The sequence below is a fragment of the Paracoccaceae bacterium genome, from assembly GCA_033344815.1.
Lineage (GTDB): Bacteria > Pseudomonadota > Alphaproteobacteria > Rhodobacterales > Rhodobacteraceae > Roseobacter.
Map to the genome: position 1 here is coordinate 940,869 of JAWPMR010000001.1, position 17,320 is coordinate 958,188.

Annotated in this window: 12 protein-coding genes; 5 read left to right on the forward strand and 7 right to left on the reverse strand. The window is 53.4% G+C overall.

What is annotated here, in order from left to right:
* Positions 1 to 1,662 precede the first annotated feature (1,662 nt).
* Both R8G34_04355 and R8G34_04360 read right to left on the reverse strand, forming a co-directional pair.
* Positions 1,663 to 3,162, reverse strand: coding sequence for a bifunctional diguanylate cyclase/phosphodiesterase (locus R8G34_04355; GenBank protein MDW3222107.1), 1,500 nt, complete (start codon positions 3,160 to 3,162; stop codon positions 1,663 to 1,665).
* Positions 3,163 to 3,559: 397 nt separating this feature from the next.
* Positions 3,560 to 4,780 (reverse strand): FIST N-terminal domain-containing protein, encoded by a 1,221-nt coding sequence (locus tag R8G34_04360; protein MDW3222108.1) that lies wholly within the window; start codon positions 4,778 to 4,780, stop codon positions 3,560 to 3,562.
* Between the two features lie 631 nt (positions 4,781 to 5,411).
* Here R8G34_04360 and R8G34_04365 point away from each other — a divergent pair.
* Positions 5,412 to 5,801: a cytochrome c gene (locus R8G34_04365; protein MDW3222109.1), complete on the forward strand. Its 390-nt coding sequence runs from the start codon at positions 5,412 to 5,414 to the stop codon at positions 5,799 to 5,801.
* Between the two features lie 4 nt (positions 5,802 to 5,805).
* On the opposite strand, the gene choV is transcribed toward R8G34_04365, so the two are convergent.
* The 4 genes from choV to R8G34_04385 all read right to left on the reverse strand — a co-directional run bounded on the left by choV (position 5,806) and on the right by R8G34_04385 (position 12,013).
* Entirely contained in the window at positions 5,806 to 6,837 is a 1,032-nt protein-coding gene (gene choV, locus R8G34_04370; GenBank protein MDW3222110.1) for a choline ABC transporter ATP-binding protein, read from the reverse strand.
* Positions 6,834 to 7,667 (reverse strand): choline ABC transporter permease subunit, encoded by an 834-nt coding sequence (gene choW / locus R8G34_04375; protein ID MDW3222111.1) that lies wholly within the window; start codon positions 7,665 to 7,667, stop codon positions 6,834 to 6,836. Before choW ends, choV begins: the two co-directional genes overlap by 4 nt.
* Before the next feature lie 63 nt (positions 7,668 to 7,730).
* The gene (gene choX / locus R8G34_04380) at positions 7,731 to 8,660 is read right to left on the reverse strand and encodes a choline ABC transporter substrate-binding protein (GenBank protein ID MDW3222112.1); all 930 of its coding nucleotides are present in this window, start codon (positions 8,658 to 8,660) and stop codon (positions 7,731 to 7,733) included.
* Between the two features lie 119 nt (positions 8,661 to 8,779).
* The gene (locus R8G34_04385; GenBank protein MDW3222113.1) at positions 8,780 to 12,013 is read right to left on the reverse strand and encodes a chemotaxis protein CheB; all 3,234 of its coding nucleotides are present in this window, start codon (positions 12,011 to 12,013) and stop codon (positions 8,780 to 8,782) included.
* A gap of 282 nt (positions 12,014 to 12,295) precedes the next feature.
* Between R8G34_04385 and R8G34_04390 the strand changes: the two genes are divergently transcribed.
* The 3 genes from R8G34_04390 to R8G34_04400 all read left to right on the forward strand — a co-directional run bounded on the left by R8G34_04390 (position 12,296) and on the right by R8G34_04400 (position 14,546).
* Positions 12,296 to 12,934: a hypothetical protein gene (locus R8G34_04390; protein ID MDW3222114.1), complete on the forward strand. Its 639-nt coding sequence runs from the start codon at positions 12,296 to 12,298 to the stop codon at positions 12,932 to 12,934.
* Between the two features lie 77 nt (positions 12,935 to 13,011).
* On the forward strand, positions 13,012 to 13,959 hold the full coding sequence (locus tag R8G34_04395; protein ID MDW3222115.1) for an aldose epimerase family protein: 948 nt from the start codon (positions 13,012 to 13,014) through the stop codon (positions 13,957 to 13,959).
* A gap of 257 nt (positions 13,960 to 14,216) precedes the next feature.
* Entirely contained in the window at positions 14,217 to 14,546 is a 330-nt protein-coding gene (locus R8G34_04400) for a TfoX/Sxy family protein (protein MDW3222116.1), read from the forward strand.
* Positions 14,547 to 14,614: 68 nt separating this feature from the next.
* Here the strand turns inward: R8G34_04400 and ndk are convergent, their stop codons facing one another.
* A complete protein-coding gene (ndk, locus tag R8G34_04405; GenBank protein MDW3222117.1) occupies positions 14,615 to 15,037 on the reverse strand; it encodes a nucleoside-diphosphate kinase in 423 nt (140 codons plus the stop codon).
* 397 nt (positions 15,038 to 15,434) lie between these two features.
* On the opposite strand from ndk, the gene R8G34_04410 reads away from it, so the two are divergent.
* Positions 15,435 to 17,297 carry an ABC-F family ATP-binding cassette domain-containing protein gene (locus R8G34_04410; protein MDW3222118.1) on the forward strand — a complete coding sequence of 621 codons (1,863 nt, stop codon included), beginning with the start codon at positions 15,435 to 15,437 and terminating at the stop codon, positions 17,295 to 17,297.
* Positions 17,298 to 17,320 lie beyond the last annotated feature (23 nt).

The window sequence follows — 17,320 nt, forward strand, 5'->3', positions numbered from 1 at the left end:
GAGGTCTTATGGCAGGTTGTTTCTCAGACTACGATCAGTCAGTTCTCGGATATCTTGCGAAGTTGTTTGTTGCCAGAAACCACTTCACCGAGCATTCTGGCAACAGGTTTGCTGGCGCCCACATCTGATCGGTGTCAAAAAAGTGAACTGCCGGTCTCCAGTTCGAACAAACGATCCGCTAAGGGTTGTCCACCTTGGAAATGAACAAATCCTCTACAAGGATTTTACGGAATTCGACTGTCTCAACTGGTCAAACGTCCTCAAGTGTTGATTTTGACATCCAAAACGTGTCGTTTTTCTTCAGTTCGCGCGGCTTCTGCTTGTGACATCGAATGAGCCGAAAACAACACCAATAAAGTATTTTCAAGCTTATTTGACCCGTCGGCGGCGCACGCCCACCAATCAACGCTACATGACAGTCAACGCGCATCAGATGGTTACGTCGCCGTTCAAAAACGCCTGTCTATCTTCGCCTTACTAATTTCGCTCTGCTCAACGTGATTGGAATTCAAACCCAATGTCACTGCTTTTTGAAGCCGTACCAAGAGTTCATGATGCTTGAGAACGATAGGACGGATCTAACAGCGATTTGCATTTATTCAGAAGCAAACAGTCATTGCAAATGGCATTTTATCAGTATTCCATCGCAGGGGAGTACTATCCCGCTACAGGTCTCGCTTAGTTGGGATGCTTGCAGTTTCGAAATCACGAAATGCACCAACTGGATCGGAGCGCCTTCTTACCGACACCATGGAAAGCCCGATTTTCAACATGATTTGATCACGACGAGGTTCAAGGAACAGTTGCATGCATTCCAGATAATTACATTGGCAGAACTAATGCATGTCTGTCAAAGCCGGGAGCTTCTGCTTTGCAATTTAAAACTTAGTTTGGGCCCGGAAACAGCGCGTTGATAGTAAGGTCGAGGGCCAATCCGTCTGTTCAGGCACCAACAGCTTGTTCATCCGCCGTTAGCCCGCCGTGATAAAGGAGGTTTTCTGATGAGTACCACTCAAATTGCAGATCTCTTTGCCTGTGTTTTTTACTCCGACAGTGCATGCTGGCATGGTTTTTCACGCGAATTCTCGATCCGGCGCGGGACGCGTTGAAGACAGTCGCTAGTTTGTAAATAGGAGGAGGAAAATTTCCTACTCCCTGAACACCAGAACAATTACCGCTGTTCGTTCCCGTTTGTTGATGCACAGGACACTTTTTTGAGCATCGAACCGGATCGACTCCAATGGCATTACTGGCTTCGGGCTCACCGACGCCCCTTCACGTGGTGCGAGACTTTGGGCGTACACTGCTCGATTGCCCGGGTTTTCGAGAATCTGTAAGCACATTGAAGATTGTTAACTCCAAAGTTCTGTTTTTTGTCTAAAAGTAACAAACGGCGCCGTTTTCCGAGCACTTCCGGTTTGTAAACCCTGTGAATGGGATTCTTCCATCCGGCGCATCCGCACAGACAAATGCGGTATACCAGCGACCTTTGGACATCATGATCGGCAGCTACATCACGATCTGATTACTGATTATTTTGCGCCGTGGCAGTTACGTCGCGCGCTCTGTCAAAGCCGTTTCCCAATGCACTTCGAACGATTGACAGATCGGTTTCCACCCGGCAATCGTTGCCGGCCCGGGGTCGTTACTGTTACGAAGTAACTATCTGGTCGTGTGCTGGCGCAGCATTTTCCTGCACGTCAATAGTTCAAGCGTTCGTTTTGAATCTGCTGGTTTTCCCAACAGGAACCCCTGCGCGATGTCGCAGCCAATGCGGCGCAAAAAGTCATATTGCAAACGGAACTCGATACCTTCCGCCACGACGTGCGCATCATGGGCCTTAGCGATTAAAACCATGGCTTCTACAATCGCCTCTTTTCGTGAATCGTTCCCGATACCCTCTATAAACTGCCGATCAATTTTCAGTTCATGAAATGGAAACTGAGAAAGATTGGCCAAAGTTGCAAATCCAGTACCAAAATCGTCCAGTGAAACTCTGACACCGGAGTCCACAATCGCGTTCAACATCTCGGCGACTTTGTCGGAGGAACGGTTTAAAAAAACGCGTTCCGTCAATTCGAAAATGACTCTTCCACTCATGTGCGGGAATTCAAAGAGAACATCCAACAAGGCTTCCACAGCGGAATATGATGATAGATTAGCTTCGGCAATGTTTATCGAAATGTGGGGCACGGGGACACCGGACTCCATCCACTCCGAGCAATGCTGCAAAGCACCACGCAGCATGAAGCATGTAAATCGACTGGCAAGACCGCCGCGTTCTATTTCTGGAATGAAATCCGCCGGAGGGATCATGCCCTGGGTTGGATGTTGCCACCTTGCAAGAACTTCAAGGCCAACGACATCGTTGGCTACTACATCATATTGTGGCTGGAAAAATGGAACAATTTCATGCGCCTCAAAGGCATTTGCAAGGGCCTGTGGATTGATTATCGCCTTGCGGTCGGATTTGGAGAGAGGATCGGCAATCGCAAAATCAGTCACCCCTTTTGCCTTTACCGAATACATCGCGGAGTCTGCAGACAACAGAACACTCTCGGTAGAGGTATCAATTTCACTCGAATGCGAAATACCGACGCTAGCCCCGACTTCAAACAGGTTTTCGCCAAAAACAATCGGGTTCTCAAAAACTTTGCAAAGCTTGCGTCCAAGCTCTTCTTTTTGCTCCTGAGCCTTGACTTTGATACTCACCACGCCGAATTCATCGCCACCGATCCGCGCGACAAGCCCATCGCCGCCTATCAACCTGGTGAGCCTATTACCAATTTCGATCAAGACGGCGTCACCGGCGTGATGACCGAAATTGTCGTTGATCGGCTTAAAGCCATTCAGATCGATCAGAGCGAAACAGATCTGGATTTTCTCGTTAAGACGACATTTGATGTATTCTTCAAGATGCATCCGATTTGCCAAGCCAGTCAGGGGATCCGTTCTGGCACTCTTTTCCGCAAGTGAACGGGCCTTGTCCAATTCCGCGACGACCCTGCGCAGTTCGGCAAGTTTGAAGGAATGGCGGATGGCATGCGCTGCAAGTGGAATGAAATGCTTCAGCCGTTCGTAGTCCGTCTTCGCGTATTTCGCTCCCTCTTTCTGGAGGCAAATGATAGCCGTGGGGACATCGACCGGGCTGACCGGCACCATAGCAACGGAGTCATAAGATCCATAAACCGCGCTGTTCAGGCCTTCTGACCAATCGCTACTTGTTGCATTTGACAGTACGACGGGTTTGCCTTTGAACGCACGCGTCAATGCGCTTGACCTCCGACCATCTTGAACTTTCAACTTGGCGTCTGTCTCTGCCAAAGAGACAACTTTGCCGGGTTCCACTTCGCACAAGACCGAAGCCGCATCGAGATCGACAATAGAACTCAGAACCGAGAGGATGGACAGGATACTGTCTTTTTGCGAATGTGCACTAGACAGGCGTTGCAAACCCTCAAGCAGAGACTCCGCATTCTTCCGGGATCGGGCCTCAAGCTGGCGCAGATGATCAACTTCCAACAACGCCTGTTGTAATACCTCCTGATCAAATTGCATTCTACGGCACCTCAGCATCGCCAGCAAAGAGCGAGGATGAAATCATGAGGTTCCCATGTAAGCGATCGCCGTTCAGGAAGCTTCCTTGTTCGCCAAAAGTGAACACGCCCAGAAAAGGCACGTTGGAGTAAGCCTCGCCGATTGCCTCAGCCGCCAGAGCGATATCATCGCCCAGGGCCAGCATGCATCCGGCACAGAATACCATCAACCCACCTGCAATCGGCGCTTCTTCCTGCATCATTTCCATCGAAATGCGCACCACTTGGGTAGATCGCTTGATCAGCTCCTGTGGGCCACTGTTCATCAGAACAACCTGACTTCCCTCCGAGACATTCGCGAACAAATGCAACTCCCCGTTCGGTCCAACCGAGTCCGGATGCAGCAGACAGTAACAGTCCACCATAAGTTCCGGGGACGGCCCGACCCGCCCGATCGACTTTCCCAGCGGGTGCCAGGCGCTGTCACCCAGAATGTTCTTGCTTCGGTCCGCAAGCGCGTCAGTGATCCGGCCACCGGTCCACTCATTGTAGACTTCTGCGGCAGGCCGGCCGCCAATTTCGTGCAAGACCCGGCCCTCTGCACGTGTGATTTCACCTTTAAAATTACTCGGCAGATATCCGTTCTGAAAATGATGTGTGACCGGAAGGTCCGTATAAATCAGCGCAATCACGGCATCACCGGCAATTGCGTCCGTATTAAATTGCGACCATTTTCCGCCGATAGTTTCATCGGCTGACGACCCCCCAGAGATCAGCACGTTACTTCCAAGCGATTCTTGAACACCACAGATCACTGTCTCTTCTGTACCCGGGCTTGCGTGCAGCCAAACCATATCGGGCACCTCACCTCTGCGATCTGCTGCCGCCTGTGCAGTTTCGATAGCGTTTTTGATGGCTGCTTGAACGTCGCCGTCAAGGGTCAGTGTTGCGGTCCCAAAAGCGGCGTCGGGATCCACAAAAGCCGCCCCGCCCAAAACCGGCTTCCTAAACCCGAAAAGACCTTCTCCGGTCATCACACCGCGGCATGTTGATGATCCCAAGAGCACCGTTTGCGGAAAATGCGCCGCGAACTGAGAGCGGAGTAAGTGCGGATCGTGTCCTTCGCCATACGCGAGGAGCAAAAAATCTGGCGGGCCATCTAGACCGGTCACAATTCGCTCTGCCAAGTCTGCGACCGCGGCTACGGAGTCGTGAATTTCTGTTGCTGCCGTTAGGATTCTCATCTGTCGCTCCTCATACGAAGCGTTATGCTCATGGGAGTGAAGGTGCCGTTAAATCAAGAGCAGGTAATTAAGGAGACTTTTACGGATTATCGGGAGAAGCGGGATTCATCACACTGCGATTTCTGCCAAAGCGTTAACTTTTCTGCAGCACACTTGGAGAAGTTCCCAACTCGTGACACGAGGTTTGTGCTTCTCAAGCAAGCGGAAACGAGCGCCGCAATTTACCAAAGAATTTCGGCAACAACAGATGAGCCACGGCGAGTTTCGATGACGGCTGCGCCGTTTAGACACTCTCTTGGCAAATTGTTCTTGTAAGCGCCCTTTTGGCGATAATTCCTTACATAATCGTCGAGGAGAGGGACCGCAGAAACCACACCACTTCCGTGGGCAGCATATGTTCCAAGCGGTCATTCCCGCCTCCATTCACTCAAACCACTACGGCCTCGGGGAAACCAGACAGGCATTTTGCCATTGATGACGTTTCTTGGTTCTGCCTGGGCCAACGTCAAGGAATAGGGACACCACTCAAAGGAGACAGGATCGTTTCCCGTCAAAGGCTATTGATGCAGGTCAACGCGCATGTCGCCCCGGAGGGGCTATGCTGGGTATCATCAATAAAGAGGAGATGGACATGCGTTACGTTGCCGCCATTTTGTTGGGTCTGAGCAGTTCAGTTTGCGCGCAGGAACTGGAAGAAGGCGAAAAATTGTACAATTTACATTGCGCTGCCTGTCATGGGCGAGAAGCCGACGGAAACGGTCCGATGGCGCCTGTACTTCTGGTTCAACCCGCAAACCTGACGCAGCTCTCTGCAAAATCAGACGGAACATTTCCGATGTACCGCGTGATCAAGCGCATTGACGGGCGCGACCCCTTGGTCAGTCACGGCAGTGACATGCCGGTCTACGGTTGGTTTTTTGAAGGACAGGACGTTGCGATTGCGGCGGAAACGGGTCAGCCCATCATGACCAGCAAACCTGTGGCAGACCTTGTAGCGTGGCTCCAAACCGTCCAGGAATAGCGTGTTATGGCTTGTCGCGCGGGTCCAGTATGCGCGCGATAACGCCGCTTTTGGTAATCTGGCCAACCAACGCACCCGCCTCCTCCACACCAAGAGGCTTGTCGGTCTGCAACAGCTTTCGCATTACCTTTTCAACGCCCATATCCGCAGGAACCGATTGCTCCGGCGTATCATCCGCGGGCTCCATGACGTCGCTTGCGTTCAGCACGCCAAGCGGATTCATATGGGCCACGAAATCAGCCACGTAGTCATTCACAGGACTTGAAAAAATCTCTTGGGGGGTGCCGCATTGCACGATGCGACCACCTTCCATGATGGCAATGCGGTCTCCCAATTTGAAGGCCTCATCCAAATCATGGCTCACAAAAATGATGGTGCGCTTCAGATCACGTTGCAGGTCCAACAATTCATCCTGCAGCCGTGTGCGGATCAGTGGATCCAACGCCGAAAACGGCTCATCCATAAGCAAGATGGGCGCATCCGTGGCAAAAGCCCGCGCCAAGCCGACGCGTTGCTGCATCCCGCCGGACAACTCGCCCACTTTTCGATCCGCCCAATCTGACAGTCCGACCAGTTCAAGTTGCCGCTCTGCACGGGCTTTTCGCTCTTTCTTGGGGACATCAGCAAGTTCAAGACCCAAAGCCACGTTTTCGCGTACTGTACGCCAAGGCAGCAGGCCAAATTGCTGAAACACCATTGAGACGCATTCGCGGCGCACGCGACGCAAATCATTGGCCGAACTATGGGTCACATCACAAGACCAATCGCCATCAAACACACGCACAGCGCCGCGCACCACCGGGTTCAACCCATTGACCGCGCGCAACAATGTGGACTTACCCGAGCCTGACAAACCCATCAAAACCAGGATCTCACCGGCAGGCACGTCCAGCGAGCAATTGTGCACGCCCAGCACCTGATCGGTGGATTGCTGCACTTCTGCGCGAGACTTCAATGCGTCCATTTCTGGCAACGCTTTTGCAGGTGCATCGCCAAACACAATCGACACATTGTCAAATTCAACGGCATTGCTCATTTGCGATCCACCCGCAGCATCCGGTCCAGCATGATGGCGACCACCACGATGATAAATCCGCTTTCAAATCCAAGGGCTGTATTGACCTGGTTCAATGCGCGGACCACCGGCACACCCAGACCGTCCGCGCCCACGAGGGCCGCGATGACCACCATGGATAGCGACAACATAATCGTCTGGTTCAATCCGGCCATGATTTGGGGCAAGGCATAGGGCAACTCAACTTTCCACAGCTTCTGCATCGAGGTGGCCCCAAAAGCATCCGCAGCCTCCAGTAACGGTTTCGGCGTCGAACTGATCCCAAGATGGGTCAGCCGAATAGGCGCAGGTACAACAAAGATCACGGTGGCGATCAGACCCGGCACCATGCCGATCCCAAAAAACACAATGGCCGGAATGAGATATACGAAAGTGGGTAGAGTCTGCATCAAATCCAGAACCGGTCGCATCGCCTGAAACAGACGGGGGCGATGCGCCGCTGCAATCCCAATCGGGACGCCCACCGCCATACAGACGACACAGGCCGAGAGCACCAGCGTGATGCTTTCGGTCATCTCTTCCCAATAGTCTTGGTTGAGGATGAACAAAAAGCCCAGAACGACGAACAAGCAGACTTTCCAACTGCGCTGGATGAACCATGTGCCAAGGGCGAAAGCGGCAATGATCACGAAGGGATGCGGCGTTTGCAGCACCCAGAGGATCAGGTCAATCATCCCCTCCATGAAGACAGCCAACCCGTCGAAAAACCACTCGCCGTTTGATTGCAGCCAGTCAAAGAATGCAGCGGCCCATTGGCCTACGGGTATCTTATTCTCCGTCAGCCAGTTCATGACGCCCCTTCCCGGTTATGCGGCCCCGTGATGTCTAAAGGGGCTGCGATCACTATGCTCGGATTAATTCAGCAGGACTTTGGAAGCGGCCTCAAAGGCATCATCATCGCCCTCAACGTCCTTCACACCCTCAAGCCAGGCTTTCAACGTGTCCGGGTTATTTTCGATCCAGACGGCCGCGGCTTCGGCAGGGTTCGTGCCATCGTTTAGGATCGCGCCCATGATTTCGTTTTCCATGGCCAGCGTAAATTCAAGGTTGCTTAGCAGCGTGCCTACATTGGGGCATTCCGCGGAGTAACCCTTCCGGGTGTTCGTAAAGACCGAAGCACCGCCCAGATTGGGGCCAAAGAAATCATCCCCCCCTGTAAGGTATCCCATGTCAAAATTGGCATTCATCGGGTGCGGTTCCCACCCCAGAAACACAATCGGTTCGTCCTTTTTCGTCAGCCGTTCGACCTGCGCCAACATCCCCTGCTCGGAACTTTCCTTGACCTCGAATTCCTTGAGACCAAAGGCATCCGCGTCAATCATCGACTGAATCAAGCGGTTGCCGTCATTGCCGGGTTCGATGCCGTAGATCTGCTCATCCAGCGCTTCGGCATGGGTCGCGATATCAGCAAAATCCTTGATGCCAAGGTCCTTGGCAGCCTTGTTGACCGCCAGCGTATATTTCGCGCCCGTCAGATTTTCGCGCACCGTATCAACAGTGCCGGCCTCACGATAGGGCGCGATATCCGCTTCCATCGTGGGCATCCAGTTGCCCAGAAACACATCAACATCGCCTTGCGCCATGGACGTATAGGTCACAGGTACGGACAACACCTTGATGTCCGTCTCATATCCCAACGCATCCAGAATAACGGTGGTAACGGCAGTTGTTGCAGTGATATCCGTCCAGCCCACGTCAGAGAAAGTGACTTCGTTGCAATTGGCGCTGGCCATCCCGGCAAACGCCATCAAAGCAAAGGTGCTGGCAGTTGTCTTGAAGTTCATTTTCGTTCTCCCGCTTGGTTTTGACACATAGTTGCGCCCACGGCCTCTGAGCGTCAAGGCGAAAGCCCAGAGCGCCCGGCAACTACGTCAATCGGTCAGAAACAAATTTGCGCGGGCACCTAGTCCGGCATAGCGCGGAAAACGCCCACAATACGCTTGATGTCACCATCCCCATCGGCACGCGCCAACCCAAAGGTTTCAATCTTAACGGTTTCCCCCTGTCGATTGATGATCCGACCACGGAAATGGAAATCACCACCGTTTTGAGCGACTTTTGAAACCTTTTGCTCCACGATATCACGGTCATCGGGATGGTAGTAATCCAGCCCTTTCGCCAGATCCGGGAGAGGCCCACTCGGATCTTCGCCATGGATGCGATACACTTCCGAGGACCAATGCACCGCGTTGGTATCCAGATCCACGGCCCAATACCCAACTTTTGCCAAATCTTGCAATAAAGTAAGCTGGCTCAGCGCGTCTTCCGCCTTATCACGGGCTGTGACAACGTCGGTGATGTCCGTACCCACGGAATAGATCGATGATGTGCTCATGGACGGGTCGGCAAAAATGAAGTTCTCGGTACTCATCCATTGTTTATGGGCATCGCCATGAGAGACGACCGCATTTACGTGACGAATGCGGCCAGACTTGCTGTCCATCAGCATATTGTCGCGTTCCTTTACCGCATCTGCCGTCATTTTGTTTGCCAGTTTGAAGAAATTCTGCCCCTCTGCTTGCTGACGGGTCGTTCCCAGAACACTGGCTGACTTCTGGCTGATCCGCAAAATGGTTCCATCGGTCGCACGGTTCAGCATAAAGATTTCGGCGTGATCCAGGATCAGATCAAGCTCCTGAGCAAGGCCGGGGAACTCGGAAACGACCATGGTTGATCCCTTCATTTGTCCGCGCGTGTCAAAGAAAGGTGAGCACGTCAGCTTGTAACGCCCGCCTTTGGAAGTGAATTCGCGTGATATGGGTTCACCCAGCTTCAGGGTTTCATTGCATATGGGCGCCAGCGCCGGGCAGTTCTCCGGCAAGACGCACTGGCTGACATGCGGATTTGAAACCGGACGCGACAGGCTGAACATTTCAGACGCCGCGTTGGTGGCCTGTGAAATCTGCAATGCCGTATCGAGCACCATTATCGCCAAGGGCGCCGTCTCCAGAACAGACATCAATTCACCGGTGCGACCGCTCAGTTCTGCCGCTGTGACCTGCAACTCCTCGTTAACGGTGATGAGTTCCTCATTGGTGGATTGCAACTCTTCGTTTGAGGTCTCCAGCTCTTCATTTGTGGCCTGCAACTCCTCATTGGTGGATTGCAGCTCTTCGTTGAGTGATTGCAATTCCTCGTTGGAGGTTTCCAATTCCTCGATTGTTTGCTGCAGGGCCTCGCGTGTTGTGGCAACCTCGTCTTCCAACAGTCGAATGCGGTCACTTTCGAAGGTCTCTTCACCCGCCTCCTGCGATCTCTCCAATCCGCGCGCGCGATCCACTTTCACTTCGCTGAAGACAACAAGGGCCGCACGCTCGTTCAGATCACGGGCAATGATCGGAAAAACATCAAGGCGAATTTCCGCATCATCGTCATCTGCCAGCAAATGCCGCACGCCAGAACGGTGTTCGGCGTTTTTGAGCGCCAATGTCACCAGACTGCGCGCCTCCTCGCGAAACGGTCGGCGCAGCAGGTCGATGTGCATCTTGAGATTGCTGGATTCGTTCATTTCCACGTAGGGGCTGACGTTCCCGTATACACGAACGATGGAGTATTCATCCGTAACCAGCACGGAGTTTTTGCCCAAAGCCAGCGCCAGTGCCTCAAACATTTGCCGATCTGTGGAATCCTCTGCAGGCGACGCCTTTTTTGGCGCAGGAACCCTACGTGGTTGTGGCATATTGCGCTGGTTGGCAAAGGGGGTGTGCTCTGAGCGGCGAATGGATCTGCGCCGATATATATGCGCAGATTGGCTGTCTTGAATGAACAATTCGTCCGAACCTGCCACCGTTTCCGCCGTGCCCAGGAACATCAGGGCGCTGTCGGTGAGCGCATAGTGAAAGCGCGACATGACCTTGTGTTGCAAGGCATTGCCAAAATAGATCAGCAGATTGCGGCAGCAAAGCAGATCCACCTTTTGAAACGGCGGGTCCTGACAGACATTGTGATCTGAAAACAAAATTGCAGATCGCAGGGAATCAATGACCCGGATACCGTCGTTTTGCTGGATGAAGTAGCGATCAGAAAGATCCCTTGGAATATCGTTCAGGGCGGCCATCCCGTAAACACCCTTGCGCGCAACCTCCAGAGCATCCTTGTCGATATCTGTCGCGAATATCTGAACATGGTCTTTCAGCTGGACTTTGGCCCCGCCCAGCGCTTCGCACAGTAGAATTGCGATTGAATAAGCTTCTTCACCGGTTGCACACCCGGCAATCCATACGCGGAAAGGTGTGTTCGGCTTCTTTTCCAGAAGCGCGGGCAACAGTTCCTTCAAAGATTGGAACTCGCTCTTGTCCCGGAAAAAACGGGTCACCGAGATCAGCAGATCCTTGAACAGCGCGTCCACAGCGTTCGGATTGACCCGACAGAATTGTGTATATTCCTCGTGGCTATCGATGCCCAAGGCAATCATGCGCCGCTCAATGCGGCGGTTGATTGTTGTTTGCTTGTAGTCACGAAAATCGACGCGGGTGCGTGCCAAGAGTATTTGCAATAGATCCGAGGCCGGGCTGGTCTCGGTCGCCTCTTGACGAAACGCATCAAAATCCCGCGGTGATGTTAAGATTTTTTTCAGATGTGTGCCGATTTCGAAAGGCCGCAATACCAGATCCACGCAACCCGTTTGCAGTGCTGCCATGGGCATCCCGTCATACTTCGCGCTTTCGGTATCCTGCGCAATCGTGATGCCACCGGCTTCGCGGATCGCCTGCACACCATATGCGCCGTCCGTACCTGTGCCCGACAGGATAATCGCCATGGATTTCTCGCCATGAACATCGGCAAGGCTTGACAGAAATCGATCAACAGACGGCTTTGGCGAGGCGACTTCGTGACTGGGATCGACCAGGCACAACCGGCCCCCATCATACACTACGTCTGTTTTGGGCGGCGTTACGTAAATGACATTTGGTTCCGGCGTACATCCATCCACAACATCACGCACGACAAGGCTGGTTTGACGCGCCACCAGTTCTGTCATCAGGCTTTTGTGGTGCGGGGACATGTGCTGCACGACAACGTAGGTGACCTGCAGATCCGTCGGCAAAGTCGCGACCAATTCGCGTATTGCTTCCAGCCCGCCAGCGGAGGATCCAATGCCTATAATAGTTAATTCTGCGGTGTCCGCACCATCCACAAGCCCACTCCCTCAGCTAGTTCAGTCACAGGTTATTCGTGACCATTTTTCACAACTACAGTATGTATCTGGCAACCTTACGTTGCAATCTATGAGCCTATTTACAGCAGATTCAACTAAAAGATAGGCTGCCTTTAAAAGTAAACACCCGGACACGCAACAGGCACCGTACGCTGCATTTACCATTGTCAGGGAGTTTTAGGGCACCTTAGAGGAACAGATTTTCAGGTGTGGATGGATGATATGGTCAACTTAACTAACACAATGCCTTTGACGTCAGATATGAGCGAACGTGTTTTGACCCTGAACCTTGCATTGGCAGAAGATAAAACGATAAGTTTGCGATCCTGTGAAGTTTTGGGACGCGGGTTTCGAAATCGCGTTTCGTTTCAGAACAGAAGCGATATTGAAGCGATTTTGGTTGCAAAACTCGCGCATGCACTGCGCAAGTGCCTGGCAAGCATGCCGGAAGGCGCACAGGTTCTGGCGATGCCTGAGTTTCTTGTGGAACTGCCCGGGCTTGTTCTTTCAGGCGCACATCTTCTGGTCATGGAACTGAAAAATGGTGTGCGAAATGCCATTTTCCGGGTTCTGAATTTCATGGGCGCCGCGAACAATGCGTTCCAGCAGGACATCGGTTTTCAGGAGCCTTATTCCAATCACGCGGAGCGTTTGGCGATCAACGTCCTGTCAGATATTTGTTTACCGCTCTTAAACATGTGCCGCGAAATGGAATTTGCGCAGATTGAAACGCGCGACCATTTGCCATCGGGATTTGCCGAACGCGCAAAGGAATTCGAATTTCAGACTGAATTGCTGAAACGCTTCATCTTCAATGCGGGAACAGGGCACGCAGAAGCAACACAGGTGTACCTCGAACCAGAATATCAAACGCACCCCTTGAGCATATCCTCCCCCTGACGCCTGCGCCGCAGTCTTGGCGGCCCGGGCTTTAGCTGGCACAAGGCCAGAAACAAAGTTGCCGGAGCCCAAAGCCGATGATCGTTTTGCAATCTTCTGCCCTTACTGCTCACATCCTGCCAAGAGGCGCGACGCTTGCAGGGCTTTGGCTCAAAGGACATCCGCGCAGCCTCGTCTTAGGATTTGCCGACCAATTGGCATTTGAGTCCGCTGCGTTTTATGCAGGCGCGCTTGTCGGCCCGGTGGCCAATCGTGTGTCGGGTGGCCAGATCAGGATTGGCGGGAAAACCTTTCAGATGCCAAGAAATGAGCATCCGAATTGCTTGCACAGCGGTGATGGTGGTCTCAATGAGTTGATCTGGGATGTCTCAGATCAAACACTCGCAAGTGTCACCCTGACCCTGGAGTTGCCCGATTGTGCCAATGGGCTGCCGGGTACACGCAAGATAAGCGCGACCTATGCGCTTACAGAACTTGATACACTAAGCCTTACGATCACGGCGCTCAGCGACTGTGACACGCCAATGAACGTGGCACATCACCCCTATTGGACGCTGGACTGTTCGCAAGACATTTCGGGACATTTTTTACAGGTGAACGCGACAGACTTTTTGCCGGTAAATGAACAGATGATCCCCACGGGTCAGATCATGCCCGTCGCCCGATCCAAATATGATTTTCGCGCCGCCTGTCCAGTGCCGGTTGACCAAGCACTGGATGCCAACCTGTGCATTTCGTCAATCCCATCTGATGTTCCACAAGACGTCGCCGTTCTAAAGGGCAGCGATGGGATCACCCTTCATATCGCCTCTACCGAACCCGGATTGCAGGTTTATAACGGGAGCGGGCTGCCTACGGATGGGCCGACTGCCCTACCCGGCCAGAGGATACAGCCATTTGCCGGAATTGCGCTTGAACCGCAAGGGTGGCCGGACGCACCGAACCATCCGCATTTCCCTTCGGTCATGTTACCGCGCGATGGCGCGTATCGACAGGAGACACACTACCGGATTACCAAGGATTGAGGCCAATCGCCCTATTTTGGCCGCATAGTCACCGTTTGCGCAACATAAATAAACATCATCTTAAGGGTTAATGTTTACCCTATGTTCCATGTGTAGAGGATCGTGATGATGACCCAGAATACTGCAAAACCCGTCCCGGTGACGGAACCCAAGAGCAGCAAAGACACGCCGCCACCGCCGCCCATTACCGATTACGCCAGCCTTTGATCGGTTTTGACGAGTGACAATTTGTCGGCTGAGTGCCTATTCTCACCAGCATGGTCACACCTGTTTCTTCCATCCGCAATCTCGGGCCCGCGTTTGAAAGCGCCTGCACGGCCGCCGGGATCCATTCCGCCGAAGACCTACGCGATCTCGGCGCTGATGCCGCATATGCGCGCTTGCTGAAAAACGGCAGCAAACCACATTTCATTGGGTATTACGTGCTGGTGATGGCCTTGCAGAACCGTCCCTGGAACGATTGCAAAGGTGAAGAGAAAAAAGCGCTGCGCGTGAAATTTGATACCATAAAAGGTAGTTCGTTTGACGCAGAGCAAGATGCTTTCGAAGCGATGATGGATCGCATTGGCGTCCGCCACACACCATAGATCCGCCAAAACAAAAAGGGCCAGCGCTCCGCTGACCCTCTTCGATTCCGTAAATTGTTTATGGTGATTTAGCCAACCAACTCCATACCCGAAAAGAAATACGCGATTTCTTCGGCCGCCGTTTCAGGCGCATCGGACCCGTGGACTGAGTTTTCCCCAACGCTTTCAGCGAATTCCGCACGGATCGTGCCGGGTGCTGCGTCTGCAGGGTTTGTTGCGCCCATAACCTCGCGGTTCTTCGCAATCGCGCCTTCGCCTTGCAAAACCTGAACGACGACCGGCTCGGAGGCCATGAATTCGCAGAGTTCATCATAAAAAGGGCGTTCCGCATGCACGGCATAAAAAACACCGGCCTGTGCCTTGGTCATGTGAATGCGCTTTTGTGCGACAATTCGCAGTCCGGCCTCTTCGAATTTCGCATTGATCTTGCCTGTCAGATTACGGCGGGTCGCATCAGGTTTAATGATCGAAAATGTACGCTCAAGGGCCATGAAAGGTCTCCTGCAAAAGTTAATTTGCGGCGCATCTAACATGGCCCCCTGCAAGGTGAAAGACCTTTGTGCAATAGCGTTAAGCGAAAGTGGATGACGTCAAATTGGCAAGCCTTGTCGCCCGATCTGCTTTGCAACCAGTGATGTATTCCGGAACAGCACGCCGCGTGCTTTATCCGGCCAAAGGTGCCATCATCGGATGTGTCGCGATATCTGACGCATCAGCTTGAGCCGCTGGCAGGTAACGAGTGATCAATCTCATGGGCGCAGCCAATATACACGCCGCACACCGCAACCTTCCGCACAAAGAAATTCAAACTTGAACGACGAGCAGAATTTCGAAAGCAAAACCGCCAATGCATTGACATGACAGCGAGCGTGGTTCAGTGCAGCGGCCATGTTACGCATTTCAGATATTAGTTATTCCGTTGAAGGCCGCCCGCTTTTCGAAGGGGCCAGTGCCGTCATTCCCGACGGTCACAAAGTCGGGCTTGTGGGGCGTAACGGAGCGGGTAAAACCACGCTGTTTCGGATCATCCGCGGTGAGTTGGGACTGGACGGCGGCGCATTGTCACTGCCCAGTCGCGCAAAGATCGGCGGCGTTGCGCAGGAGGTGCCCTCCTCGGCCACTTCCCTGATCGAGACCGTGCTTGAGGCCGATACGGAACGTGCGGCCCTGATGCAGGAGTCAGAAACAGCCACGGACGCCGCGCGCATTTCCGAAATCCAGACCCGGCTAGCCGATATTGACGCATGGTCGGCCGAAGCGCGCGCTGCGACGATCCTCAAAGGCCTGGGGTTTGACGATGCGGAACAGCAGATGCCCTGCTCTGACTTTTCGGGTGGGTGGCGGATGCGGGTGGCACTGGCCGCCGTCCTGTTTGCGCAACCCGATCTGTTGTTGCTCGATGAGCCGACCAACTATCTGGACCTTGAGGGCGCACTGTGGCTTGAGGCATATCTGGCGCGCTATCCGCACACGGTAATCATCATCAGCCATGATCGGGGCCTGTTGAACCGCGCAGTCGGCGCCATCCTGCACCTCGACGAGCGCAAGCTGACCTTTTATCAGGGCCCCTATGATCAATTCGCCCGTCAGCGTGCCGAACAACGTGCCGTACAAGCGGCAATGGCCAAGAAACAACAAGCGCGCAAAGACCACATGCAGGCTTTCGTCGATCGTTTCAAAGCCAAGGCATCCAAGGCGAAACAGGCGCAATCCCGCCTGAAAATGATCGAGAAAATGGACATGATCGCCAGCCCCGAACAGGTGGCCAAGCGCGTCTTTACCTTTCCTGAACCCGAAGAACTGTCGCCGCCGATCATTTCCATTGAAGCGGGTGCGGTTGGGTATACCGACACGCCCGTGCTCAGCCGTTTGAATCTGCGCATTGATCAGGACGACCGCATTGCCCTTCTGGGCAAGAACGGCCAGGGAAAATCGACGCTCTCGAAACTGCTGTCGAACCGGCTGGTTCTGATGAACGGCAAATCCGTGCAGTCCAACAAGCTGCGGATCGGGTTTTTCGCCCAGCATCAGGTGGAAGAATTACACATCAACGAAACGCCCTTGCAACATATGATCTCTGCGCGCCCCGGGGTGTTGCATTCCAAGCTGCGTGCGCAGATGGCTGGTTTTGGACTCGGTCCGGACCAGGCTGAAACCGAAGTCGGGCGTCTTTCCGGCGGGCAAAAGGCACGGCTGTCGCTCTTGCTGGCCACATTGCACGCACCGCATCTGCTGATCCTCGATGAGCCCACCAACCACTTGGATATCGAATCCCGCGAGGCGCTCGTGGAAGCGCTGACCGCCTATTCCGGTGCTGTGATCCTGGTCAGCCATGACATGCATCTGCTGTCCATGGTTGCGGACCGGCTTTGGCTGGTGTCCGATGGCACAGTGAAGCCCTATGAAGATGATCTTGAAGCTTACCGCAAAATGCTGCTCACCCCGGCCAAGCCGATGGGTAAATCCAGCAAAAAGCCGGTTGAGGCGCCCAAAGCCAAACGCGCCAGCCGCGAGGACATTTTGGCCCTGAAATCAGAAACCCGCAAATCCGAAGCTCGCGTTGAGAAGTTGAACGGGATGCGCGACAAGCTGGCGAAAAAGCTGGCGGACCCCGCGCTCTATGAAGACAGCAACGTCGGTGAGTTGGAGGTCTGGAACCGGAAATACGCCGAAGTCATGACCGCATTGGATCGCGCCGAAGGGCTTTGGATGAGCGCGCTGGAAAAACTGGAAAAGGCACAGGCGTCATGAACCTGCGTGAGTTCTATTTACCA